Raw genomic sequence first — 20993 nt, 5'->3', positions numbered from 1 at the left:
GATACTTATTTCTTTGGCGCATTCGCACCGATGAACCAAGCATCTTTATCGACGATGCGACTAGCTTCAGTGAATAGGTCAGCGGTATCTTCATCACCAGCGTCGCCAGCAGTAGCAATAGCTTCTCTTAATGTCTCTGCTACTTTTTTGTAGCGGCTAGTTAGCTCGCGTACGTGTTGATCTACTTCAGTAATATCAGTTGGGTAGTCATCTAGAATAGACTCTTTTACCACACGACTTGCCAGACCGTTTGGTTGACCACCCAAAATCACAATACGCTCAGCAATAGTATCTGATACTTCAAGGATACGATCTGACGTTTCGTCTAACAACTGATGCACACCGATGAAACCAGTACCTTGTAGGTTCCAATGACACTGTTTGCCATCTAGGGTTAGATCAATCACGTTTGCTAAGTTAGCATTTAGCAAATCAATCATTTTTTTTGCGGTATCGTCTGAAATTCCACTTGCGTAACGTTCTCTCATATTTTACTCCGTTATTTATTTAAAATTATTATATTGAATGAAAATCTCAATGTATTGTTATTAGTCTTTTACTCTTACCTGATGACAATCAATCCAAAATAAATATCAGAAATATCTCTATCTGCCGGCTGATAAGTCACCTGCTTGTTAATTCATGATCGATAATAGCAGCTTGAATCGATGTTGGAACCCCTCAGTGTTAGGCTTTGTTAGGTGGTCGTGTAACGGGTTTGTTAACCGTGAAAATCTTTGTAAATTTATCAAAGTCTATGTGCGTTTTTTATAACAACGGCAGGTTTATTTATCGATAAATAGTATCTTTACAGACTTATATTTTGTGTAGCGCGATATGGCAATATGTATAAGATAAGACTCGTCATTATCCGTTAAAAAGCCTTTAAAAACCGCTGCTCAGACTCCATATTGTTATAAACTTTAATAAGAAGAAAATTACTATGAGAATGCCTGAACCGCGCTCATCGCGTCAGTTAAACCAATTGGCCGCTCAGCTCCAAGGCGAAGCTGAAATCAGTGGTGTCAATGCGTCTGGAACGAAAATATCCAGCCGTGCCTTTGAGATGGTCACCGATTTTGAGCCAGCAGGCGATCAGCCGCAAGCCATCGAAAAGCTGGTCAAAGGTATTGACTCTGGTATGGATGAACAGCTATTGCTAGGTGTGACGGGCTCTGGTAAAACTTATACCATGGCTAAGGTCATCTCTGAATGTCAGCGCCCAACCATCATCATGGCGCATAATAAGACCCTTGCCGCGCAGCTATATGGCGAGTTTAAGTCGTTTTTCCCAAACAATGCGGTTGAGTATTTTGTCAGTTATTATGACTACTATCAGCCAGAGGCCTATGTCGCTGCTAGCGATACCTTTATCGAAAAGGACAGCGCCATCAATGATCACATTGATCAGATGCGTTTGTCTGCCACTCGTGCACTACTTGAGCGTCGTGATGCGATTATCGTTGCATCGGTATCGTGTATTTATGGCTTGGGTGATCCAGAAAGTTATTTAAAAATGCTATTGCATGTGGTGGTTGGTGATCAGATAGACCGTACCGCAACTATTAAGCGTTTGGTTGAAATGCAATACACCCGTAACGAGTTAGATTTTGGCCGTGGTACTTATCGTTTGCGTGGTGAACTGCTAGATATCTATCCTGCTGAGTCTGAGCAACTGGCGGTACGTGTGCATTTGTTTGACAATGAAGTGGAGAAAATCACGTGGTTTGATCCGTTAACGGGCAAGACCGTACGTAGTGTGCCGCGTATTACCATTTATCCAAAATCACATTATGTGACGCCGCGCAATAAGTTAGAAGCGGCCAGTGAAACCATACGCGCTGAGCTTGAGTCGCGTTTGGAGTATTTTCGCGAAAACAACAAGCTGATTGAAGCACAGCGTCTCAAAGAGCGTACCCAGTATGATCTTGAGATGATTCAGCAGCTTGGCTACTGTAATGGTATCGAAAACTACTCACAGCATCTCTCTGGTCGTCCATCAGGGGAAGCGCCGCCGACGTTGTTTGATTACATTCCAGAAGATGCTCTGCTGTTCATCGACGAGTCACACGTGACCGTCTCTCAGATCGGTGCAATGTATAAAGGGGATAGATCACGCAAAGAGAACTTGGTCAACTATGGCTTTCGTCTGCCAAGTGCGATGAACAACCGCCCGATGAAGTTTGAAGAATGGGAGCGCATTAAGCCCAAAACCATTTATGTCAGTGCCACGCCAGCGCTGTATGAGCTTGAACATAGTGAGCAGGTGGTAGAGCAGGTTGTACGTCCAACGGGTCTGATTGATCCTGAGATCGAGATACGTCCGGTCTTGACACAGGTCGATGATGTGCTGTCTGAGATTACCAAACGCCGTGAAAAAGACGAGCGCGTATTGATTACCACCCTGACTAAGCGCATGTCAGAGGACTTGACCAGCTATCTAAAAGAATATGGTGTCAAGGTCGCTTATCTGCATTCAGATATCGACACGGTAGAGCGTATGGAGATCATTCATGAGCTACGTACTGGTAAGTATGATGTGTTGGTCGGCATTAACTTGCTGCGCGAAGGTTTGGATATGCCTGAGGTCTCATTGGTGGCGATATTCGACGCAGATAAAGAAGGGTTTTTGCGTTCTGAGCGTTCACTTATTCAGACCATTGGTCGTGCAGCACGTCATTTGAACGGCAAGGCCATTCTCTATGCAGATAGCATTACTCCAAGTATGCAAAAGGCGATAGATGAGACAGAACGTCGCCGCGACAAACAGATTGCTTTTAACCTTGAGCATAATATTACGCCAAAAGGCGCGCGCCGTAGCATCACTGATAAGATTGATACAGGCGAAAGCCTAGATGCCAATGACAATCAGGCTATCCCAGTCAAGAGCAATTTGCCTGATGTCGATATCAATATCTTGCATAGTCCTGATTTATTGGCCAAAGAAATCAAACGTCTTGAGAAGCAAATGCAGCAAATGTCGCGTGATTTGAAATTTGAAGAGGCGGCGAAGACCCGCGATAAAGTGCTGGAGCTTAAAGCACATTTGAGCTGATTGTCTGTATTAAATAATATAAAAAATGGGGTGCGCACTGAGCACCTCATTTTTTTGGTCTATTCGATAAGAGGGCGCTGACAAAGATTGGAATAGAACCCAGTGCCACTTACCATATCGGTATCAATCTTATAATTCATACAGCATTCCAAAGCATTGACTCATGATGGGTTCGGTAGTTTGCCATATGCAGCGGAGTTTTTGGAATCGACACAATTTAGGCGTATTGTTTATGGTGCTTACCAATATCTACCCTCACAAGCCAGCTTTATATTTCATGAGGTAAAGGGGGACGTACAAACCTATGTCAACAGAATGCACGAGCATGGTATTGCGGTTGGTCGCGAGTTTGCGCCCATCACAGGTTTCAATCGTCTAACGCTTGGCAGACCTGATGAGATGGCAGTATTCGTTGAGGTGCTCAAATCATTTCGTGAACAAAGCTGGGTTTAATCACTATAAATAGGATAGTGTCATGATAAGACTTGAGGCAAGCTCTTTATTTTTACCAAAATCAAACGCAGTTTTACATATCGCACCTTAAAAAATCGCTCTCTATCTTATAGAATAGCCGCATAAAGCATGATCTACTCAGCATATACATAAAAGCTTTATTACAGCAATAGAAGTAGGCATGCTCTTGTATTTTATAATTATAAAGTTAGGGAAGTACTTATGTTTGATATCAAGTCGTTTTTTAAGCGGGAAGTAGAAAAAAAGCTTATCAACGTGGACGATTATATTTTTATGCCTGAGCGGGTAGAGATGGAGCTTGAAGGTGGTCAACTAAACTGTGTGTTAAATAGTGATGGGCGTGTAGATATTTTTTATAGCAAGGAAGGGGTAACTGAGGTTGGTTCAGCGTCACGCAAGCATCCTTTTACCGCATTTGAAAAAGAGCTGTATCATGGTGTTTATGATGATGTTATTACCGAATTAGTAAAAGAGGTGGATAAAATTATTGATGGCTCCTCTAAGTATTTCCGGCGCAGCCAGACATTGCCTTTTACAGCTGCTCTATCCCAAAACCCAGCTGATTCAAACAAATTTTAGGCAAATGCGATAACGTAAGTAGGTAGTAAGTAGGTAGATAGTATAAAGCGTCAAAAAAAGGGGAGTGCTATTGGTAGCGTACCCCTTTTTTCGTGACGTTTTTTATTTATTAATATTGTGCTCTATTTGACAAAACTGGCATAGCAGCTTTGAAGCGATTTGGCGACAACTCTAGTGACCAGTTGAGCGCGATACTGAGAATCGATAGCGGCATTACCCAATTCAACGATGGTCACTTGCTGCGGGGCTTGCTCACTCACGCAACCACAAACGTTACTTTTAACAGACTCTTGCTGCGCTTCCGTCATGGCGACACTTGCAACACGCCAAGCGGTTTGTTTTTCAATTTGGCTACGGCATTGGTTGTCGATCGCCGCTTTAAAGACATTCATGCCAATCTCATTTGCGGTACCAATTGCTGTGCCTGTGCCGTCATTTGTAGCACCCGTCGTGGTGCAGCCTGCTAGCGCGACAGTAGCCAGCATAACGGTCGATGCCAAAAGTTTTTTCATAAGTGAATCCTTTAAGGTATTTGATAATCTCTAAAGTGCTATATTATCAGTAAAATATAGTAATGGCATCATTAACCCGTCGCCTGAGACAGTCTACAATGCGCTTACTCACAAAAAAGCCAGCTAAAAAATCTCATAGCTGGCTTTGTAAATATAGCGTTGCCTAATGTTTATTAAACATTTTTACCATGTTCTTTTTGCTGAATGTCTTTTGCAAGCTTATAGCATTCGTTGATATGGTCAGTAGCGATTTTCTTAAAAATCGTATAACCCATGGTCGCAGCAACCAGTTGACCGCCTAATGGGACAAATTTGGTGACTTGTTTGGCGGCAATACGACCACCAAAACCTTGAATGGTTTTCTTAACGATACCACGTGTTGCCATCAATCCTGCAAAATCTACAGTGCGATCTTTGACAGCGCTCCAATGCACTTCGCGTGACTGAAGATCGATTGCTGACTGACGGTCTTCAATCAAACCAAAACGTTCGCTAATCTCAGGAATCAATTGCGTCAGCATGCCGGCATCAACCGCCACATCAAAGAACGGTACAGGCACGATGGCAACACCAGCAGATATTCTGGCGCGTTTTTTTACCATATCGAGGCATTCTTTTTTGACTTTATCAAGATCTAAGCTAGGATCGATCGTATTTGGTAATTTTTCAGCAGCTGGTGTGGTTTTCATAAAGTATCCTTATAAATAGTTAAAATATTGATGATGTAACCGTCAATAATTAGCAAGTCTCTCAGTTGTTTACTATTCTATGAATTTATAGGCGCCATACAATCATTGCTTTGTAGCAAAATGCAGAAAACTACGGTCACTATGCATCCTTTTTGTAAATGAAGAGCCACATGCGATACGTTTTCACTGAATAAATCCTTTTTCCAAATTACTTAGATTAACACACCAAGTGCAACGCTAATTAATATTATAGAACGCCTGCATAGGCGTTTTAAACCCTAATCGTTTTCTTGGTCTGTTGTTTAGTTTGTTCTCAATGTCCTGTATTTCATTATCAGAGACTTGTCTAAAGTCACAACCCTTAGGCAAGTACTCTCTGATAAGGCCATTGGTATTCTCGTTGGTTCCTCGCTGCCATGACGCATAAGCATCGGCAAAGAAGAAAGGGCTAAAGAGCTTTTGTTTCACCTTCTTATGCTGAGCAAACTCTTTACCATTGTCAGAGGTAATGGTCTTAACCTGCAACCTCACTGGCGCTAAGAGTTCTATCATTGCCTCTGATACTTGCTGTGCTGTTTTATGACCCACACGCTTCATCTTCAGCAGCCCCGTTTTACGTTCAACGAGCGTGACAATCGCTTGCTTGTGATGCTGACCGATAACGGTATCCGCTTCCCAATCTCCAATACGTGAGCGTTCTTCAACAATACAAGGGCGCTCATGAATCGAGACTCTGTCATTGATACGGCCTCGAGTCTCAGCGGTTAGACGCTGCCGGTATGGTTTTCCTTTACGTCTGAGACACTGCCACAATGTACCGCCCTGCCTCTTATCACGCCAAATATAGCGATAAATGCTCATATGACTGATACCAGCATGAACGCCAGATATTTGCTCAGGACTCCAGTTCTCTTTAAGCTTGTCTGTCACCCATGCCCAGAGGTCAGTCACAATAGTTGTGGCGTTGTTAGCCCGTCTGTCACAAGCCTTGTTATTAGCATGCTTTGCTCGGTAACCTCGTAGGCTTTTATTACGCCTAAGCTCTCTTGATATGGTACTGGGACTTCTGTTTAACACCCTCGCTATAAAATTAATACTATGTTTTGCCCCTTTAAGGGCATAAATCTGGTATCGTTCACCTAGGCTTAGATGTGTATAGCTCATGGTTGCAATCTCACTTTGGTCGGTGGATAAAAACTTTGATGCTAGCGCATCTAGGTCTTTTTTTCACCTTGCATTTGGTATTGCACTTCATGTGTTAATCTAAGTTACCATTTAAGCCAACATCTTTGGTAAATAAATGCAATATTAGCTAGTGTACAGAGACGCTATAAATTGTCGTTGTGACCCTGCATTAAAGGCAGTAAAATACGCTCATGCTAAATTTAACCCCCCGTAATACCAGCACTCGCATTGACGAGTTGCCCGCCGCGTTGCAACCACTTGCCGCACAATCATTGACGCTTGCTCGCTTATATGCAGGCCGAGGTATCACTGCACCTGATGAGCTGGAGACTGGTTTGTCTGGCCTGTTGCCTGCTGACATGCTGCACGGTATCACTGAAGCCGTGCGTCTATTGGACATCGCTATCGATGACGGTCAGCGTATCCTGATCGTTGGTGACTTTGACTGTGATGGCGCAACCAGTACCGCGCTGATGATGCGCGCACTCACAAAGATGGGGGCAGTCGTCGATTTTTTGGTGCCCGATCGTTTTAAATATGGTTATGGGCTAACGCCAGAGATTGTCGAATTGGGCATCGAAACCTATCAGCCGGACATGATCGTGACAGTCGATAATGGTATTTCCAGTCATGAAGGTGTGGCGCGCGCCCAAGCGGATGGTATTACGGTAATTATCACTGACCATCATCTCACGACCAAAGAAACACCACCTGCTGAAGCCGTCGTCAATCCCAATCAGCTTGATTGCAATTTCACCAGTAAAGCACTGGTCGGGGTAGGGGTCGCGTTTTATGTGCTCGGACGATTGGCAAAGCTGCGCCGCGACGCTGGCAAGTCTACGGTGCAGGTTAGTCAGTATTTAGATTTGGTAGCGCTTGGTACGATCGCAGATGTCGGCGTACTCGATAAAAACAATCGTATCTTGGTCCATCATGGGCTATCTGCTATTCGTCAAGGTCGCTGTTGTATGGGTATTTTAGCGTTACTTGAGCAAGCAGGCCGTGACCCCAAGCAATTACACGCACAGGATTTTGGCTTTGTGTTAGGGCCACGTATCAATGCGGCTGGACGTATGGATAATATGCGTATCGGGATTGAGTGCCTATTGACCGAAGACTGGAGCACCGCCCAGCGTTTGGCGCAAGAGCTTGAGCAACTAAACCGTACACGCCGTCATGTAGAAGGCGAGATGCGTGCGCAGGCAGATAGTATTGTACAGACATTGGCTACTGAAACTGATATTGAGGTCGATGAAAATACAAGCGACAGTGGCGATGACATTACTCAGGAAGTTAATACTCAATTCGCCACTACTCATAAGACAAGCCATACAGACACTCGTAGTATCGTTCTGTATCAGGATGATTGGCATCAAGGGGTGATTGGTATTGTCGCTGGACGTTTAAAAGAAAGTCATTATCTACCTAGCATTGTTTTTGCGCCAGCAGATACGGAGCAGACTGGTGAAGACGATGCGATTAAGGGATCAGCACGGTCAATTGCTGGCGTGCATATTCGTGATGCGATTGAGCAAGTCGCTGAGCGTCAGCCTGATCTCATCAGTCATTTTGGCGGTCACGCGATGGCAGCAGGTCTGACCCTCAAGCGTCGTAATTTTGAGCCATTTGTCGCCGCGTTTAACGAAGTTATGGCACAAATGGATGATGACGTGTTTGCAGAGCAGAAATTCACTGATGGACCTTTGCAAGCGGGAGATTTTAGCTTGTGGTTTGCTGAACATTTAGCAGATGCTAGCATTTGGGGTCATGGATTTGCACCGCCGATATTTGACGGTGTGTTTGAGGTATTGAGTTTTAAGATATTAAAAGACAAGCATCTTAAACTATCGCTGCGTTATCCAGACGTCCAATATCCAATCGAGGCAATCTGTTTTAACTTTGATAATGACGCTTGGGATTATCGTGCCAAAAAAGTGCATTTACTATTTCAGCTAGATATCAATGAATGGAATGGCAAACAAAGCTTACAGCTGATGGTAAAAGACTTGGCTGTGGTAGAGCAAGGTTAAGGCTTAAATGCTATCAGTACAGTCAAGTTTGAGTGTGCTGATAGCATTTGCTACTTTTTGACTTAACGTCAGTATTTCCACTCAAGAGTGGGGAACTGCCAATCATAACGAATAGCCAGCATACGCAAGGTAAAAATCGTACTCATCGCAGAGATATCAGCAACCCAATCGGTAACGCCTAAGTTCTTTAGAGCAAAATATAGAATACCCCCAGTTAACGCCGCAGTGATATAAATCTCTTGCTGCAATACCAGTGGAATCTCATTACAAATCATATCGCGAATGATGCCACCAACGATGATGGTAATCACCCCCAACAACAGTGCCACTGGCACATTGGTACCCATACTATCAGCGACTTTGATACCGATGAGCGTAAAGGCAGATAGACCGATGGTATCGGAGAGCTTAAGAAACTTATCAACGCGTCTTGAGTTTGGATGAAAAAATATCTGCATGGCTAGGGAAGAGATCGTAATGAGTGTCAGATAGCTCATATCTACCATCCAAAACAGCGGATGACGATCCAAAATCACATCGCGTACGGTGCCGCCACCGATGGCTGTGACAATAGACACCAGCAAGCAACCAAAGACATCAAAGTTCTTATGCTTGGCTAGTATCGTCCCTGAAACGCTACAGGCGATAATCCCAATCATATCAAAAAAATAGATCAAAGAGCGCGGATCAAAAGTCGTGATTAGGACAGCAGGATCTAATACGATAGCCAACATAAGCCATTCTCACTATTTTTGATGATTGTCAGCTTTTATGTACAAAAAGCATTGCATTTTTGATCAGCTATTTAAGCAACCAAACGGATAGAGGGCAAATGCCAGTCGAATCTGAGCGCCAGCATGCGTACCGCAAAGATGACAAACAACATAATAAACTCATTGATACCAGCGCTGACACCGACATACTGCATGCATAAATACGTTACAGATCCTGCGATACTGGCCGTGATATAAATCTCACGCTGTAATACTAATGGTATCTCATTGCAGATAATATCACGGAGCATCCCACCAATAATGGCTGTCCAGACGCCCATCATGATAGCAATAAGAGGTGACATGTCTTGGGTCAATGCGACCTTAAAGCCAATCACGCTAAATGCCGCGAGACCAATGGCATCGAAAAGCTTAAGCGCATTGTCGATCTTGTGATATAGATGAAAGAATATTTGTAATACAAGGGATGTCACGGTAATGACGATCACATAGTTGAGATCCGTCATCCAAAATAGTGGGTGACGATCTAGTGCCATGTCACGTAGCGTACCGCCGCCGATGGCATTGACCATCGAAACCAAGATGCAGCCAGCAATATCAAAGCCTTTGTGCTGAGCGAGCAATGTCCCTGCAATTGCGCAGGCGATGATACCCACCATGTCCAATAAATATAATAGAATATCAGGAAAAATTAAATCATTAACCATACTTATATTGCCAATTCTTGATCATAAAAAATGATGGGTATTCTCGTTTTAAATGGGTGTCTTGTAGATGAGCCAAACAAAATCAGCCCATTGTTAAATTGTCGTCTAGCCGTCTTTTGCAAACAGTATCAAGCCGATGATAATCAGTACAATACCGATCAAACCCATTGCCGACGGTAGCGGATTGCCCAACAAAATCATCCCTCCGATCAAGGCAAAAATGATTTCACTGGCTTGGGTTGAGTCCACACCAGCCACTTCACTTGAAGTTACCGCCTGCTCACGCGCATACAAGAACAGACTGGTCGCAGCCACCCCTGATAACAAAGCAACCAGCAAGGTATTGAATACCTGACCGCTGCCAGGTAACTCAGGGCGCACCATGATGCCTAAAACGAGCCAAAATGGCAAACTCCCTACGGTCATCAACCACACTTTGTTAAAGGCGTTCTGTAACAGATCCGTCTCGATAACAGGAATACGTCTGATCAGGGTTTGCAGTGTGGAGTTGTTCGCAGTATCACGGTCAGCGCTATGCGTATCAGTAGCATTGTGGGCACTGGCCAATAGCGCTGTTTCGGCACGCATCGGCTGCGAGTGGTGCTCACTATCTTGATGCCTATCTTGGTGTCTAGCTTTATGCTGTTTCGCATTGTAAGAGGCCTGCCAAACCAACTGATTGCCAATAGGATAGCTAAACGCCGCGATCAGTGCTGGCAGCGCGCCATACAGTAGCATTTGCGTCAGTGGTATGGCATTGGCATCACTAGGTGCGTGCAAACCTTCACTAACGTTGACCAGTACCACGCCTACGAAGACAATCAGGGCATAAAAAATGAATTTTTTATCAAAGCGTTGTCCGAATGCCAGTAAGACAAGCAAACTGGTCACGACGGTAAACATAAAGGTCGCCGCCACGACCCAACCACTGGCGTGATCACCTGCATAACAGATGCCAGTATAAAACACGCCGAAGCCAATACTACCAGTAATGCACCAGAAGCCTATATGTTGACGAAAAATCGCCCAAAGCTCTTTGATGCGTCCCATACCGTGTTGAACAGCAATCATTGCCGTCAGTAGTAGTAGCACAAATACGTAGCGCAAGCTCGCTGACCAAAACCAATGCCCACCAGCAGCGCTCATCAGCTCATTTAATACAAAGGTTGAGCTAAAAAATGCACCTGACAGTAGTCCTAGCAAGATCAGCCGAATCATGTTTCCTCCTTGAAAGTACGTGCCTGTATTTGTATTTATATTTATATTTATTGTTCTAAATGGATGTTCTATCAGTGACTAGCGTATGGTTTGTCTTTTTATTTGCCTTTAGCATCTGCCCAAATAATTTTGTGTAGTTGCAGCTGAAAACGAACGGGCAAGGCATCTGCCAGCATCCACTCAGCAAGCTCTCTTGCCAACACAGGCACCTCAGGGCTGAGCGTTTCATCGACATCATCTGCCACGTTGAACATCGGCGAAAACCAAACGGTACCGACCAATTCATTTAACTTATGCTCGACTAATTTTTCTTTTGCCCAGTCATAATCTGTGCGGTTCATGATGACAAACTTGATCTGATCGTGCTCGGTGAGATGATCGAGATTTGACCATAAGTTTTTGTCCACTTCGCCTGAGCTTGGTGTTTTGAGATCCATCACTTTGCTGACGGCTGGTGGTACATTTTGCACCGAGAGCGCGCCCGCTGTCTCAAGGGATATCTCATAGCCATCGCTGAGCAAGCGTTTCATCAACTCAATCGCGTTGGGCTGTGCTAATGGCTCACCGCCAGTCAGGCAAATGCGCTTACATGGATAGCTTTTGATCGTGTCTATGATGGTTTCTAATGACTGACGCTCGCCGCCCGTAAAGGCATATTCGGTATCACAGTAGACGCAGCGCAGCGGACAGCCCGTTAGACGTACAAATATCGTCGGCAAGCCAGAAGTCAGGGCCTCACCTTGCAAGGAATAGAAAATCTCAGTCAAACGTAACCCCGCTTCAGGGTCAGTGACGGGGATAGCGGCGGTGCGCAATAGTGATTCACTCATAATATGTCAAATACAGTTAAAGGTTGATAAGGCGATGGAGCGGTAATCAATCATAATAAAGAAGAAGGCAGGCTGTGGTATTTGTCGTTTTATGTTTGGATAAAACAAAACCAAAAAACGGATTATAACGCAACGCTCTGCATTAGGGTGCAAAAAAGACGCTGAAGTTTTCTTCAGCGTCTTTAGTAACTATGATTTATCGACGTCCGTACCGTTCGGGTACGAGGCTATAAATATTAAAAATACTAATCTAAACGTAATAGCTCATTCACAGCGGTTTTAGCACGCGTTTGTGCGTCTACCTTTTTCACGATGATTGCAGCGTACAAGCTGTGAGTGCCGTCTTCTGATGGCAAGCTACCTGGTACGACAACAGAGCCCGCTGGTACACGGCCGCGATGGATCTCGCCAGTCTCACGGTCATAGATGCGTGTAGATTGACCGATATAGACACCCATAGAGATGACAGCGCCTTCTTCGACGATCACGCCTTCAACGATTTCAGAGCGCGCACCGATAAAGCAGTTGTCTTCGATGATGGTTGGGTTGGCTTGTAATGGCTCTAATACGCCACCGATGCCAACACCGCCTGATAGATGCACGTTTTTGCCGATTTGCGCACATGAGCCAACGGTCGCCCACGTATCGACCATCGCGCCTTGATCGACATACGCACCGATGTTGACATAAGAAGGCATCAATACCGCACCCGCTGCGATATATGAACCTTTGCGAGCAACGGCTGGTGGTACCACACGGACGCCTGCTTCTTTGAACTGTGCTTCAGTCCAGTTAGCAAATTTCGTTGGCACTTTGTCATAGAACTGCACATGCTCGCCCGCTGCTTGAACGTAGTTGTCGTTCAAACGGAACGATAGTAGTACTGCTTTTTTGGCCCACTGATTGACGACCCATTCGCCATCTTTCTTTTCGGCAACGCGTAGGCTGCCATTATCTAACTGCTCAAGTACTTGCTCAATCGCATCACGCACGTCTTGTGGCATGTTACTTGGGCTGTATTCGTTGCGGTTTTCAAAAGCTTGTTCGATGGTTTGTTGTAATGACATAAAGATTCCTAAAATAAGTAAAAGGGAGAGGTGACTCGTATTTATAGTGACATAACTTGGGCGGACCGGCTTAAAATACAATACTTGTAAAATATGGACGATTGTACAAGATAACTGGGCCAAAAAACTTGCTTGCCATATTGTCGCTAATTTGACCACTTTTAGCAAACAAGTTCAGTATGTCATTGTGGCAGTGCTCGAGAAGAAGCGCTCACAAGACTGCTCAAGATGAATTGTTTATCGTGCTTTAAGCGCCTGGTGTGGTATTTTTTATCCACGCTAAAATGTCTTGGTAAACCGTTTGATTGTCTGTCTCGTGTAATACTTCATGGCGCATATTGGGATACAGTTGAATGTCAACGTGGTTAAATTTTTGTTTATGTAGGCGTTTGACCACGCGGCGAATACCGCGTCCCATGTTACCAATAGGATCATCTTCACCGCTGATAAATAGCATTGGGAAGTTTTTGGCAATGGTGGTAGCCCAGCCTTTATTTAGTCCAGTATCCATCAAAGTAAACAATGTCATAAAGCCATTATTGGTAAAGTCAAAACCAGTCTTTGGATCAGCTTCATAGGCTTCAATATTTGCAGTATTTTCACTCAACCAAGCAAACTTCGATGATGCGGTGCGATCCTTTAGTTGACTGTTCAATACCTTATTCATGGTATTGGCAAGTACTGAGTTCGGCTGTCTAGGTGCTACTTTTGCCAATACTTTATTGATAGGTAGCAAAACTTTGGTCAATGGATTGACGTCTGCTGAACCCATCAATATTGCGCCTGCAAAATTATGCGCATGATGCTTAAGTACGTTACGCACGATAAACGAGCCCATGGAGTGGCCCATCACAAAATGCGGTACATCGGGGTAACGTGCTTTTAGGCTATCTGCCATGACAATCACATCTTTTAACAGCGACTGCACGGGATGCTCTTCACCAAAAAACCCTAAATCTGCTTCGGTTTTGATGGTTTGACCATGACCAAGATGATCATAGGTTGCAACAGCGATGCCATTGTCCGCCAAGAACTGTGCAAAATCTGCATAGCGACCACTGTGCTCTGCCATCCCATGCACAATCAATAGCGTCGCGCTGATGGCAACATTTTTGTCACTTGGCTCAAAAAAGTTGTGGTGTAAGTAGTGAGTGTTGTCGGAGGAGAGAATGTTATCATTACTGGTATCGAGAGTGTTACTCATATAAGCTTCCTTGACAGGTTTTAATGGTCTATAGTCAATCCACTATAAAAGCGTTACAGCGTTAACCTTGCTTGAAGTATGACAGATACATCTGCACTCGATTGCCTTGTACCGCTCTTAAATTGGATCAACTATATATTTTTTATGGATCGTTATTTCAAAAATGTCGATCAGTTAGGTGGCGTCGTTATGATTTTATTTTACTAGGCGCTGATTGGTCGAGCATTTTACCTTATTTTTTTGTGTTACGTGACAGGGTAATGAAATCTATATTTGCTAGCACCATTTAACGACAAAAATGAATGTGATCAATATTCTCTACGCCATTTTTAAGTGGGATTGACTATACTAACTACTCCTATCCATTATAAATCTCGTAATTGCTCGATTAGCCAGCGGTGAATGCCACTGTCATTGGTACGTGGATGCCAAGCGGCTATTATCTTAAAGGTAGGCGGTAGGGCTTCTACTTTAAGCGTTTTAACTTTACTGTTTGGCAGTAGTCGCGCGGGATAAAAGGCAATCATGTCAGTGGTATGCAAAATATCTGGCACAGCTGAAAAGCTAGGCACTGACATCACAATGTTTCGCTTAAGCCCTTTTTCGGCAAACCACTGATCATGAGAACCGCGCAAGTTGGCACGCGAAGGCGATACCACCAGCTGCGGGTGTGCTGCAATTTGTGCCAGTGTTAACACCTTTGTTGCGAACTCGTTTTTATAACCTGTAATGCATAAATGTTGTTCTTCAAACAAAGTGACATAAGATAAATTATCAGGGATAAACTCTGGAAAGGTAAGTAGTAAATCAAGTTCGCCTGCCGCAATAAGCTGATTGATATTGTCTGAGGCAAAATCTCGCACTATCAATTTTAAGTTAGGCGCTTCACGGCGCGTTAGATTAAACAACTGCGGTAATAATGCCTGCGTCGCATAATCGGTCACACTAATCGTAAAAACACCTTTATAGGTTTGCGGCATAAACACATCCGGCTCCAAGAGCACCTCTAACTGTCTTAATATATCGTTAATAGGTTGCTGCATCGATAGTGCTTTTGGTGTGGGCACCATGCTATTTCCTTGACGAATAAACAGACGATCATCAAATAGATCACGTAGCTTACGCAGCTGCTCACTGATAGCTTGTTGGGTTAAGCCCATTTTACGTGCAACTTTTGATAGGTTCTTTAGATCAAGCAATGCCTGTAGCACTCTGAGCTGTTTGATATCAAGCCGATTTATACCATTCATCATCTGTACCATTAATAATTGTATCTTCAACAAGAAAACGTTGTTTCTAATTGTACCTCTAAAACTTTATGCTTACTCATATTACTTAAGTGATCAATCAAACCTTAAAACAACGGATAAATTTCAAGTAATAAGCCTATCTGTTTGCTATAAAAGAGAATGTCATGAAACAAACTATTCCTAATACCAGTGCACTGTTTTCGCCTGTAAAACTTGGGCCTTATACGCTTAAAAATCGTATTGTGATGCCACCATTGACGCGCTCTCGTAGCACGCAACCTGGCAATATTCCTAATGATTTAATGGCAAGTTATTATGCCCAGCGTGCTTCTGCAGGCTTTATGGTGACGGAGGGGACACAGATCGAACCTAGAGGCCAAGGTTATGCATGGACGCCAGGTATTCATACGCAAGCACAAATTGAAGGCTGGAAAAAAATCACGCAAGCGGTACATGCCAAGGGCGGTATTATCTTTGCTCAGCTATGGCACGTTGGCCGTGTGTCTCATACTAGCTTACAACCCAACCAAAATCAGCCTGTAGCGCCCTCTGCTATTACTGCTGATAATGTCAAAGTATTCATTGAAACAGGTCCAGGCGAAGGTGCTTTAGCTGATCCAAGTGAGCCGCGGGCACTGAGCACAGAAGAGGTGAGCGAGTTGGTAACGATGTACGCTCAAGCCGCTCGCAACGCCTTAGAAGCGGGTTTTGATGGGGTAGAGCTGCACTGTGCCAATGGTTATTTAGTGAACCAGTTTATCTCTGAGCATAGCAATAAACGTGATGACCAGTATGGTGGCTCGCTAGAGAATCGTTTGCGGTTCCTAAAAGAAGTGGTTGCTGCTGTGAGTGATGTGGTCGGTGCTGATCGTTTAGGCGTCCGTTTTGCGCCTTTGTTTGCTAGTACCGGTGAGGATCGTGTGTACTTAGGGCTGGTAGAATCAGATCCTCATCATACTTATATTGAAGCGGTTAAAGTACTTGAGAAAGCGGGCATCGCTTATTTGTCCATTGCAGAAGCTGATTGGGATAATGCACCTGATTTACCAGAGCCCTTTTATCAAGCGGTTAGAGCTGAGTTTTCAGGACGTATTATTTATGCGGGAAAATACACTGTAGAGAAATCGCTCAATATGTTATCTAAAGGTTATGGTGATTTATTTGCTTTTGGTCGTCCTTTTATTGCTAATCCTGATTTACCAGAGCGCATAGCTCATCATTGGTCGCTCAATGAGGTAGATCCAGCCACAATGTATGGAGGCACGGAAATAGGCTATAGCGATTATCCTTATTATCAAAAGTAGCTATTGAAAAAATAAGGCCATTCGTGGCCTTATTTTTTTATAAAGTGAATACTGGATTATGAAAATAATCGAAAATGGCGTAGATAATCTTAGTAGTGTTGAACATTGGGTATAAATTGATGGCAAAAAAGATATCGTTCGCTATGCCTCGCACCATGCTCAAAGATGAACACTGGACAAGACTGAAACCTATATTACTAGAACTTAATATCTATGTCATACTTCAAGCGAGGTTAACGCTGTAACGCTTTTATAGTGGATTGACTATATACAGCGTAATGCATGCACATAAACCGTGATAAAGGTTTACAACAGCATCGAAATTTGCTTAAATAAAGTTGAAACTAAGTTTCACATAGCGAAACAATATAAGTTTTGGCTATGATAAAAGATGCAAGTATTTTCTCAAAAAGCCTGAAATATAAGGCATTGAAAGCAAAAGAGAAAACAGTCTTTGGTTTATTTATAACAAAAATTGCTATATCATTACTCAGGTGTAACGGATTAATACCTATATATTAATGCCGTTTATTGTATTAAATCGATTATTTCAAGGATGAACTCAATGCTCACTTCTCTAAAATCTCCCTTACTTTTTTCAGCGATATTAAGCGCCATGCTAGGTTTAACCGCCTGCTCATCGCCAAGCTCAGAAGGCAATGAGACGGCTGCTGCGGATAGTACGTCAGCTGATGCGGCTACCGATACACTCGATACTAAGTTCCTAACCATTGCCACAGGCGGTGCGTCTGGCCCTTATAACATCATCGGCACTGCATTGTCCGAAGTCTATGTAAAAAACTTTGGGGTCAACTCAAAAACACAAACCACGGGCGCATCGGTCGAAAACGTCAATCTACTGACGCAAGGCAAAGTCGATATGGTGTTGGCGCTCAGTGATGTGGTCACGGACGCGGTCGAAGGCAAAAATAACTTTGATAAGCCCATTACCAACATTCAGCAGATTGCAGTCTTGTACCCGAACGTGGTGCAAATCGTGACGACAAAAGACTCTGGTATCAAAAATATTGAAGGTTTGAGAGGCAAGCGTATTGCCGTTGGCGATCAAGGCTCTGGTACGGAAGTCAATGCGCGAACCCTACTAGAAGGGTTTGGCATCACTTATGATGACATCACTGTTGATTACTTGGGCTTTGCTGAAGCAGCTGATGGTATGAAAGCGGGCAAGATTGAAGCCGCATTCTTTAGTAGTGGTCTGCCAAACTCATCGCTTATGGAGCTAGAGCAAGGTTTAGATTTGCAGTTGGTTACTATCGATCAAGACAAGCTAAAAGAAATCATTGCAACCAAGCCTTACTTCAAAACCTTTGAGATTCCTGCTGGAACGTATGGCAATGATGCTGCGATTCCAACTGCCGCAATCATGAATGCGCTATTGGTGAGCTCTGATCTGTCTGAATCTGATGGCTACAAATTGACTAAGGCGTTATTTGATAATCTGGACGGTCTAAAAACAGCACACCAAGCAGCCAACGATATCAGTCTAGAGACGGCTAGTGAAGGTATGGTCGCTCCAATTCATCCTGGCGCTAAAAAGTACTATGACGAACAAGCAGCCAAATAATTTATTATGGTTATCGACTGGCGCAGCATGTATTGCAGCGCTGGTTTTTTTGACCCTATGGATAGGTGTCGCGCGTCAGTCTGTGGTCGAGGTTCGCGTTGCAATAGAGGGTAGCGACGACAAGGTATGTTATTTCACTGACCCTGACTTTCAGCTGCGCTGGATACATTCTGTAGAAAAGCAGTGGTGGGAAGAGCAGTACCAACGCATAGAAAAAAGCAGCACAGAAGACGCTATGCTACTCCTCACCACCACATACTTTGAAGCATTTGGTGCTGGTACGCCTTCGACCGAACCCCTTGCACCCATACAAAAACCTGGCTATCTGGGTTATCAAGTCAATGAAAAACTACCTAGCCTAAATTGGGTAGTCTCTAGACTGACCAAAGGCGAGATCGATTATACTGGTCACCGTTTTTTGATTCATCAGTGGGTGCCAGATTATTCTGAAGTGGTGATCATGCCTAAGACGTATGGTTTAATTGATAGATTTAAAAAGGACTTGTGTCATGAACTCCCAAGTGACGGATCACGGTAGCGTGAATACCACGCCAGATGCCAATGTTGATAAAGATGCTGATGCAGATGCGATCAACAAAGCAGTACTGGAAAAATATGACCGAGAGTCAATCACACGTCATATTACGCAAGGACCAGTAAAGTATTTCATTGCTGGTATTTGTATACTCTATTCACTTTTTCATCTTTATATTACCTTTAACCCGATGCCTGCATTGCTACAGCGCTCTGTACACGTCGGTGTTGGTTTTGCCTTAATTTTCTTGATTTTCCCCGCCAGTAAAAATAGCAGTCGCAGTCGCGTCGCTTGGTATGACTGGATTTGGTTTTTATTGTCTTTGTCCGGTATGAGCTATTTGATCTACGAATATCAAGACATTGTGACCTCACGTGGTGGCATGGCCAATCCGCTTGACGTGATATTTTCGCTGATCACTGTGGTCTGTGTGCTAGAAGGCAGTCGCCGTATCACTGGTTGGATTTTGCCAATATTGGCAGGGATATTTTTGGCCTATCCGTTTGTCAGTCACATGGATTTCATGCCTGATAGATTGCTGACTCGCCCTTATGACATGGGCGATATTTTTGGTCAATTATTTCTAAAAACGGAAGGTCTTTATTCTGTTGCGATTGGCGCGTCAGTGACCTTTATCTTTTTGTTCATTCTCTTTGGTGCATTCTTGGCACGCTCAGGAATGGGACAGCTGTTTAATGATTTGGCATTAGCCATCGCAGGTCACAAAAAAGGAGGACCTGCAAAAGTCGCGGTGATTTCTAGTGGCTTTATGGGCAGTATTAATGGTTCTGCATTATCAAACGTGGTAAGTACGGGTGCCTTTACCATTCCATTGATGAAAAAGGTTGGTTATCATAAAGATTTTGCAGGCGCGGTTGAGGCCAGTGCCTCGGTTGGCGGACAGATTTTGCCACCGATTATGGGAGCCAGTGCGTTCATTATGGCGGAGACCACTGGTCTGCCGTATAGCACGATTGCGCTTGCCGCTTTGTTGCCTGCGATATTGTACTACTTAGGGGTCATTGCACAAGTGCACTTCCGCGCTGGACGTCGTGACCTAAAAGGTATCGCCAAAGAAAATCTGCCAGCAGTAAAAGCAGTCCTAAAAGCACGTGGTCATATGCTATTACCGATTGTCTTCTTGATTTTCTTATTAATCAGAAATGTACCTGTGGGATATGCAGCTGCTTATACGATTGGTTTTACCGTGGTAATCAGTATGCTACGTGCTGAGACGCGCATGAGCTTCTCTGATATTTTGGGTGCTTTAGAAGATGGCGCGCGCCAGTCGCTTGCGGTTATGGCGGCTTGTGCGGTCGTGGGTATTATCATCGGCGTAGTCAGTCTGACCAGCTTTGGTACAGTAATGACCTCATCTATCGTCACGCTAGGCGCAGGGTCGTTATTTTTCACACTCATCTTAACCATGCTAGCGTCTATGGTCTTGGGTATGGGGTTACCGTCTATTCCTGCCTATATTATTACTGCGACCATGGCTGCTCCAGCATTGGCAGGGTTTGATATTCCAATCTTGTCAGCGCATATGTTTGTATTCTACTTTGGTATCTTTGCCAATATTACACCGCCTGTGTGTCTGGCAGCTTTTGCTGGTGCTGGGATATCCGGAGGCGATCCGATGAAAACAGGGTTCTTGTCGCTCAAACTGGCACTTGCTGGATTCATCGTACCATTTATGTTTATCTATAATCCAACGATGCTGATGATAGATCCAACCGATTTGGCAGTCACGGCAAAAGACTTCCCGCTACCGCCTATTTTGGATATCATCACAGTCGTTGTGACCTCAGTGACAGGTGTGATTGCATTAAGCTCGGCACTTGAAGGTTACTTCAAAGGCGATATGAATACGGTAACGCGTGTCATCTTAGCCATTGGCGCTTTATTGCTCATTTATCCTGAAATTACGACTGGTATTGCAGGTGGCGTGATTGTCCTTGGTATTGCTGCATGGAATATGAAAACAAGTAAAGCACCGACACCAACGGTGAGTGTCTAGTCGCTAATATTAGTAGAT

The 20993-nt window shown here is 44.0% G+C and carries 19 protein-coding genes; 8 read left to right on the top strand and 11 right to left on the bottom strand.

Annotated features, from left to right (window positions below):
• Positions 1–5: 5 nt before the first annotated feature.
• The gene (gene dps, locus AOT82_RS04150; protein WP_071001938.1) at positions 6–488 is read right to left on the bottom strand and encodes a DNA starvation/stationary phase protection protein Dps; all 483 of its coding nucleotides are present in this window, start codon (positions 486–488) and stop codon (positions 6–8) included.
• A 455-nt stretch (positions 489–943) separates the two neighbouring features.
• Between dps and uvrB the strand changes: the two genes are divergently transcribed.
• The 3 genes from uvrB (at position 944) to AOT82_RS04140 (ending at position 4108) form a co-directional block, all read left to right on the top strand.
• The gene (gene uvrB, locus AOT82_RS04145) at positions 944–3055 is read left to right on the top strand and encodes an excinuclease ABC subunit UvrB (protein ID WP_071001937.1); all 2112 of its coding nucleotides are present in this window, start codon (positions 944–946) and stop codon (positions 3053–3055) included.
• A gap of 180 nt (positions 3056–3235) precedes the next feature.
• The gene (locus AOT82_RS13810; RefSeq protein WP_237182787.1) at positions 3236–3508 is read left to right on the top strand and encodes a hypothetical protein; all 273 of its coding nucleotides are present in this window, start codon (positions 3236–3238) and stop codon (positions 3506–3508) included.
• Positions 3509–3730: 222 nt separating this feature from the next.
• Positions 3731–4108: a hypothetical protein gene (locus AOT82_RS04140; protein WP_071001936.1), complete on the top strand. Its 378-nt coding sequence runs from the start codon at positions 3731–3733 to the stop codon at positions 4106–4108.
• Between the two features lie 122 nt (positions 4109–4230).
• Here AOT82_RS04140 and AOT82_RS04135 read toward each other — a convergent pair whose 3' ends face one another.
• The 3 genes from AOT82_RS04135 to AOT82_RS04125 all read right to left on the bottom strand — a co-directional run bounded on the left by AOT82_RS04135 (position 4231) and on the right by AOT82_RS04125 (position 6473).
• Positions 4231–4620 carry a hypothetical protein gene (locus AOT82_RS04135; RefSeq protein WP_071001935.1) on the bottom strand — a complete coding sequence of 130 codons (390 nt, stop codon included), beginning with the start codon at positions 4618–4620 and terminating at the stop codon, positions 4231–4233.
• Positions 4621–4793: 173 nt separating this feature from the next.
• A complete protein-coding gene (locus tag AOT82_RS04130) occupies positions 4794–5309 on the bottom strand; it encodes a hypothetical protein (RefSeq protein ID WP_071001934.1) in 516 nt (171 codons plus the stop codon).
• Positions 5310–5546: 237 nt separating this feature from the next.
• Positions 5547–6473 carry an IS30 family transposase gene (locus tag AOT82_RS04125; protein WP_025643743.1) on the bottom strand — a complete coding sequence of 309 codons (927 nt, stop codon included), beginning with the start codon at positions 6471–6473 and terminating at the stop codon, positions 5547–5549.
• Positions 6474–6685: 212 nt separating this feature from the next.
• Here AOT82_RS04125 and recJ point away from each other — a divergent pair, with 212 nt between their 5' ends.
• Positions 6686–8524: a single-stranded-DNA-specific exonuclease RecJ gene (gene recJ, locus AOT82_RS04120; RefSeq protein WP_071001933.1), complete on the top strand. Its 1839-nt coding sequence runs from the start codon at positions 6686–6688 to the stop codon at positions 8522–8524.
• 68 nt (positions 8525–8592) lie between these two features.
• On the opposite strand, the gene AOT82_RS04115 is transcribed toward recJ, so the two are convergent.
• From AOT82_RS04115 to AOT82_RS04085, 7 genes are all read right to left on the bottom strand, one after another.
• On the bottom strand, positions 8593–9258 hold the full coding sequence (locus AOT82_RS04115) for a trimeric intracellular cation channel family protein (protein ID WP_071001932.1): 666 nt from the start codon (positions 9256–9258) through the stop codon (positions 8593–8595).
• A gap of 71 nt (positions 9259–9329) precedes the next feature.
• Entirely contained in the window at positions 9330–9965 is a 636-nt protein-coding gene (locus AOT82_RS04110; protein ID WP_071001931.1) for a trimeric intracellular cation channel family protein, read from the bottom strand.
• A 105-nt stretch (positions 9966–10070) separates the two neighbouring features.
• A complete protein-coding gene (locus AOT82_RS04105) occupies positions 10071–11183 on the bottom strand; it encodes a multidrug resistance efflux transporter family protein (protein WP_071001930.1) in 1113 nt (370 codons plus the stop codon).
• Positions 11184–11281: 98 nt separating this feature from the next.
• Complete coding sequence (gene queE / locus AOT82_RS04100) at positions 11282–12013, bottom strand: 7-carboxy-7-deazaguanine synthase QueE (RefSeq protein WP_071001929.1); 732 nt, start codon at positions 12011–12013, stop codon at positions 11282–11284.
• A gap of 245 nt (positions 12014–12258) precedes the next feature.
• Positions 12259–13080: a 2,3,4,5-tetrahydropyridine-2,6-dicarboxylate N-succinyltransferase gene (dapD, locus tag AOT82_RS04095; protein ID WP_071001928.1), complete on the bottom strand. Its 822-nt coding sequence runs from the start codon at positions 13078–13080 to the stop codon at positions 12259–12261.
• A 247-nt stretch (positions 13081–13327) separates the two neighbouring features.
• Complete coding sequence (locus AOT82_RS04090; protein ID WP_071001927.1) at positions 13328–14284, bottom strand: alpha/beta fold hydrolase; 957 nt, start codon at positions 14282–14284, stop codon at positions 13328–13330.
• Positions 14285–14649: 365 nt separating this feature from the next.
• On the bottom strand, positions 14650–15534 hold the full coding sequence (locus AOT82_RS04085) for a LysR family transcriptional regulator (RefSeq protein ID WP_071003649.1): 885 nt from the start codon (positions 15532–15534) through the stop codon (positions 14650–14652).
• 164 nt (positions 15535–15698) lie between these two features.
• On the opposite strand from AOT82_RS04085, the gene AOT82_RS04080 reads away from it, so the two are divergent.
• The 4 genes from AOT82_RS04080 (at position 15699) to AOT82_RS04065 (ending at position 20975) form a co-directional block, all read left to right on the top strand.
• Positions 15699–16838 (top strand): alkene reductase, encoded by a 1140-nt coding sequence (locus tag AOT82_RS04080; RefSeq protein WP_071001926.1) that lies wholly within the window; start codon positions 15699–15701, stop codon positions 16836–16838.
• Between the two features lie 565 nt (positions 16839–17403).
• A complete protein-coding gene (locus AOT82_RS04075) occupies positions 17404–18423 on the top strand; it encodes a TAXI family TRAP transporter solute-binding subunit (RefSeq protein WP_071001925.1) in 1020 nt (339 codons plus the stop codon).
• The gene (locus tag AOT82_RS04070; protein WP_071001924.1) at positions 18401–18961 is read left to right on the top strand and encodes a DUF1850 domain-containing protein; all 561 of its coding nucleotides are present in this window, start codon (positions 18401–18403) and stop codon (positions 18959–18961) included. The genes AOT82_RS04075 and AOT82_RS04070 overlap by 23 nt, the downstream gene beginning before the upstream one ends.
• Positions 18933–20975, top strand: a complete 2043-nt coding sequence (locus tag AOT82_RS04065; protein ID WP_083328841.1) for a TRAP transporter permease — start codon at positions 18933–18935, stop codon at positions 20973–20975. Before AOT82_RS04070 ends, AOT82_RS04065 begins: the two co-directional genes overlap by 29 nt.
• The last annotated feature ends 18 nt before the right edge of the window (positions 20976–20993 follow it).

This window comes from Psychrobacter sp. AntiMn-1, assembly GCF_001854065.1.
Taxonomy (GTDB): domain Bacteria; phylum Pseudomonadota; class Gammaproteobacteria; order Pseudomonadales; family Moraxellaceae; genus Psychrobacter; species Psychrobacter pacificensis.
The sequence above is the reverse complement of the archived record's forward strand: the minus strand, read 5'-3'. Positions and strand labels throughout refer to the sequence as shown.

Bases quoted from the DNA above. Each gene is read 5' to 3' on its own strand.
- dps (WP_071001938.1), bottom strand. From the start codon at position 488: ATGAGAGAACGTTACGCAAGTGGAATTTCAGACGATACCGCAAAAAAA.
- uvrB (WP_071001937.1), top strand. From the start codon at position 944: ATGAGAATGCCTGAACCGCGCTCATCGCGTCAGTTAAACCAATTGGCC.
- AOT82_RS04140 (WP_071001936.1), top strand. From the start codon at position 3,731: ATGTTTGATATCAAGTCGTTTTTTAAGCGGGAAGTAGAAAAAAAGCTT.
- AOT82_RS04135 (WP_071001935.1), bottom strand. From the start codon at position 4,620: ATGAAAAAACTTTTGGCATCGACCGTTATGCTGGCTACTGTCGCGCTA.
- AOT82_RS04130 (WP_071001934.1), bottom strand. From the start codon at position 5,309: ATGAAAACCACACCAGCTGCTGAAAAATTACCAAATACGATCGATCCT.
- AOT82_RS04125 (WP_025643743.1), bottom strand. From the start codon at position 6,473: ATGAGCTATACACATCTAAGCCTAGGTGAACGATACCAGATTTATGCC.
- recJ (WP_071001933.1), top strand. From the start codon at position 6,686: ATGCTAAATTTAACCCCCCGTAATACCAGCACTCGCATTGACGAGTTG.
- AOT82_RS04115 (WP_071001932.1), bottom strand. From the start codon at position 9,258: ATGTTGGCTATCGTATTAGATCCTGCTGTCCTAATCACGACTTTTGAT.
- AOT82_RS04110 (WP_071001931.1), bottom strand. From the start codon at position 9,965: ATGGTTAATGATTTAATTTTTCCTGATATTCTATTATATTTATTGGAC.
- AOT82_RS04105 (WP_071001930.1), bottom strand. From the start codon at position 11,183: ATGATTCGGCTGATCTTGCTAGGACTACTGTCAGGTGCATTTTTTAGC.
- queE (WP_071001929.1), bottom strand. From the start codon at position 12,013: ATGAGTGAATCACTATTGCGCACCGCCGCTATCCCCGTCACTGACCCT.
- dapD (WP_071001928.1), bottom strand. From the start codon at position 13,080: ATGTCATTACAACAAACCATCGAACAAGCTTTTGAAAACCGCAACGAA.
- AOT82_RS04090 (WP_071001927.1), bottom strand. From the start codon at position 14,284: ATGAGTAACACTCTCGATACCAGTAATGATAACATTCTCTCCTCCGAC.
- AOT82_RS04085 (WP_071003649.1), bottom strand. From the start codon at position 15,534: ATGAATGGTATAAATCGGCTTGATATCAAACAGCTCAGAGTGCTACAG.
- AOT82_RS04080 (WP_071001926.1), top strand. From the start codon at position 15,699: ATGAAACAAACTATTCCTAATACCAGTGCACTGTTTTCGCCTGTAAAA.
- AOT82_RS04075 (WP_071001925.1), top strand. From the start codon at position 17,404: ATGCTCACTTCTCTAAAATCTCCCTTACTTTTTTCAGCGATATTAAGC.
- AOT82_RS04070 (WP_071001924.1), top strand. From the start codon at position 18,401: ATGACGAACAAGCAGCCAAATAATTTATTATGGTTATCGACTGGCGCA.
- AOT82_RS04065 (WP_083328841.1), top strand. From the start codon at position 18,933: ATGAACTCCCAAGTGACGGATCACGGTAGCGTGAATACCACGCCAGAT.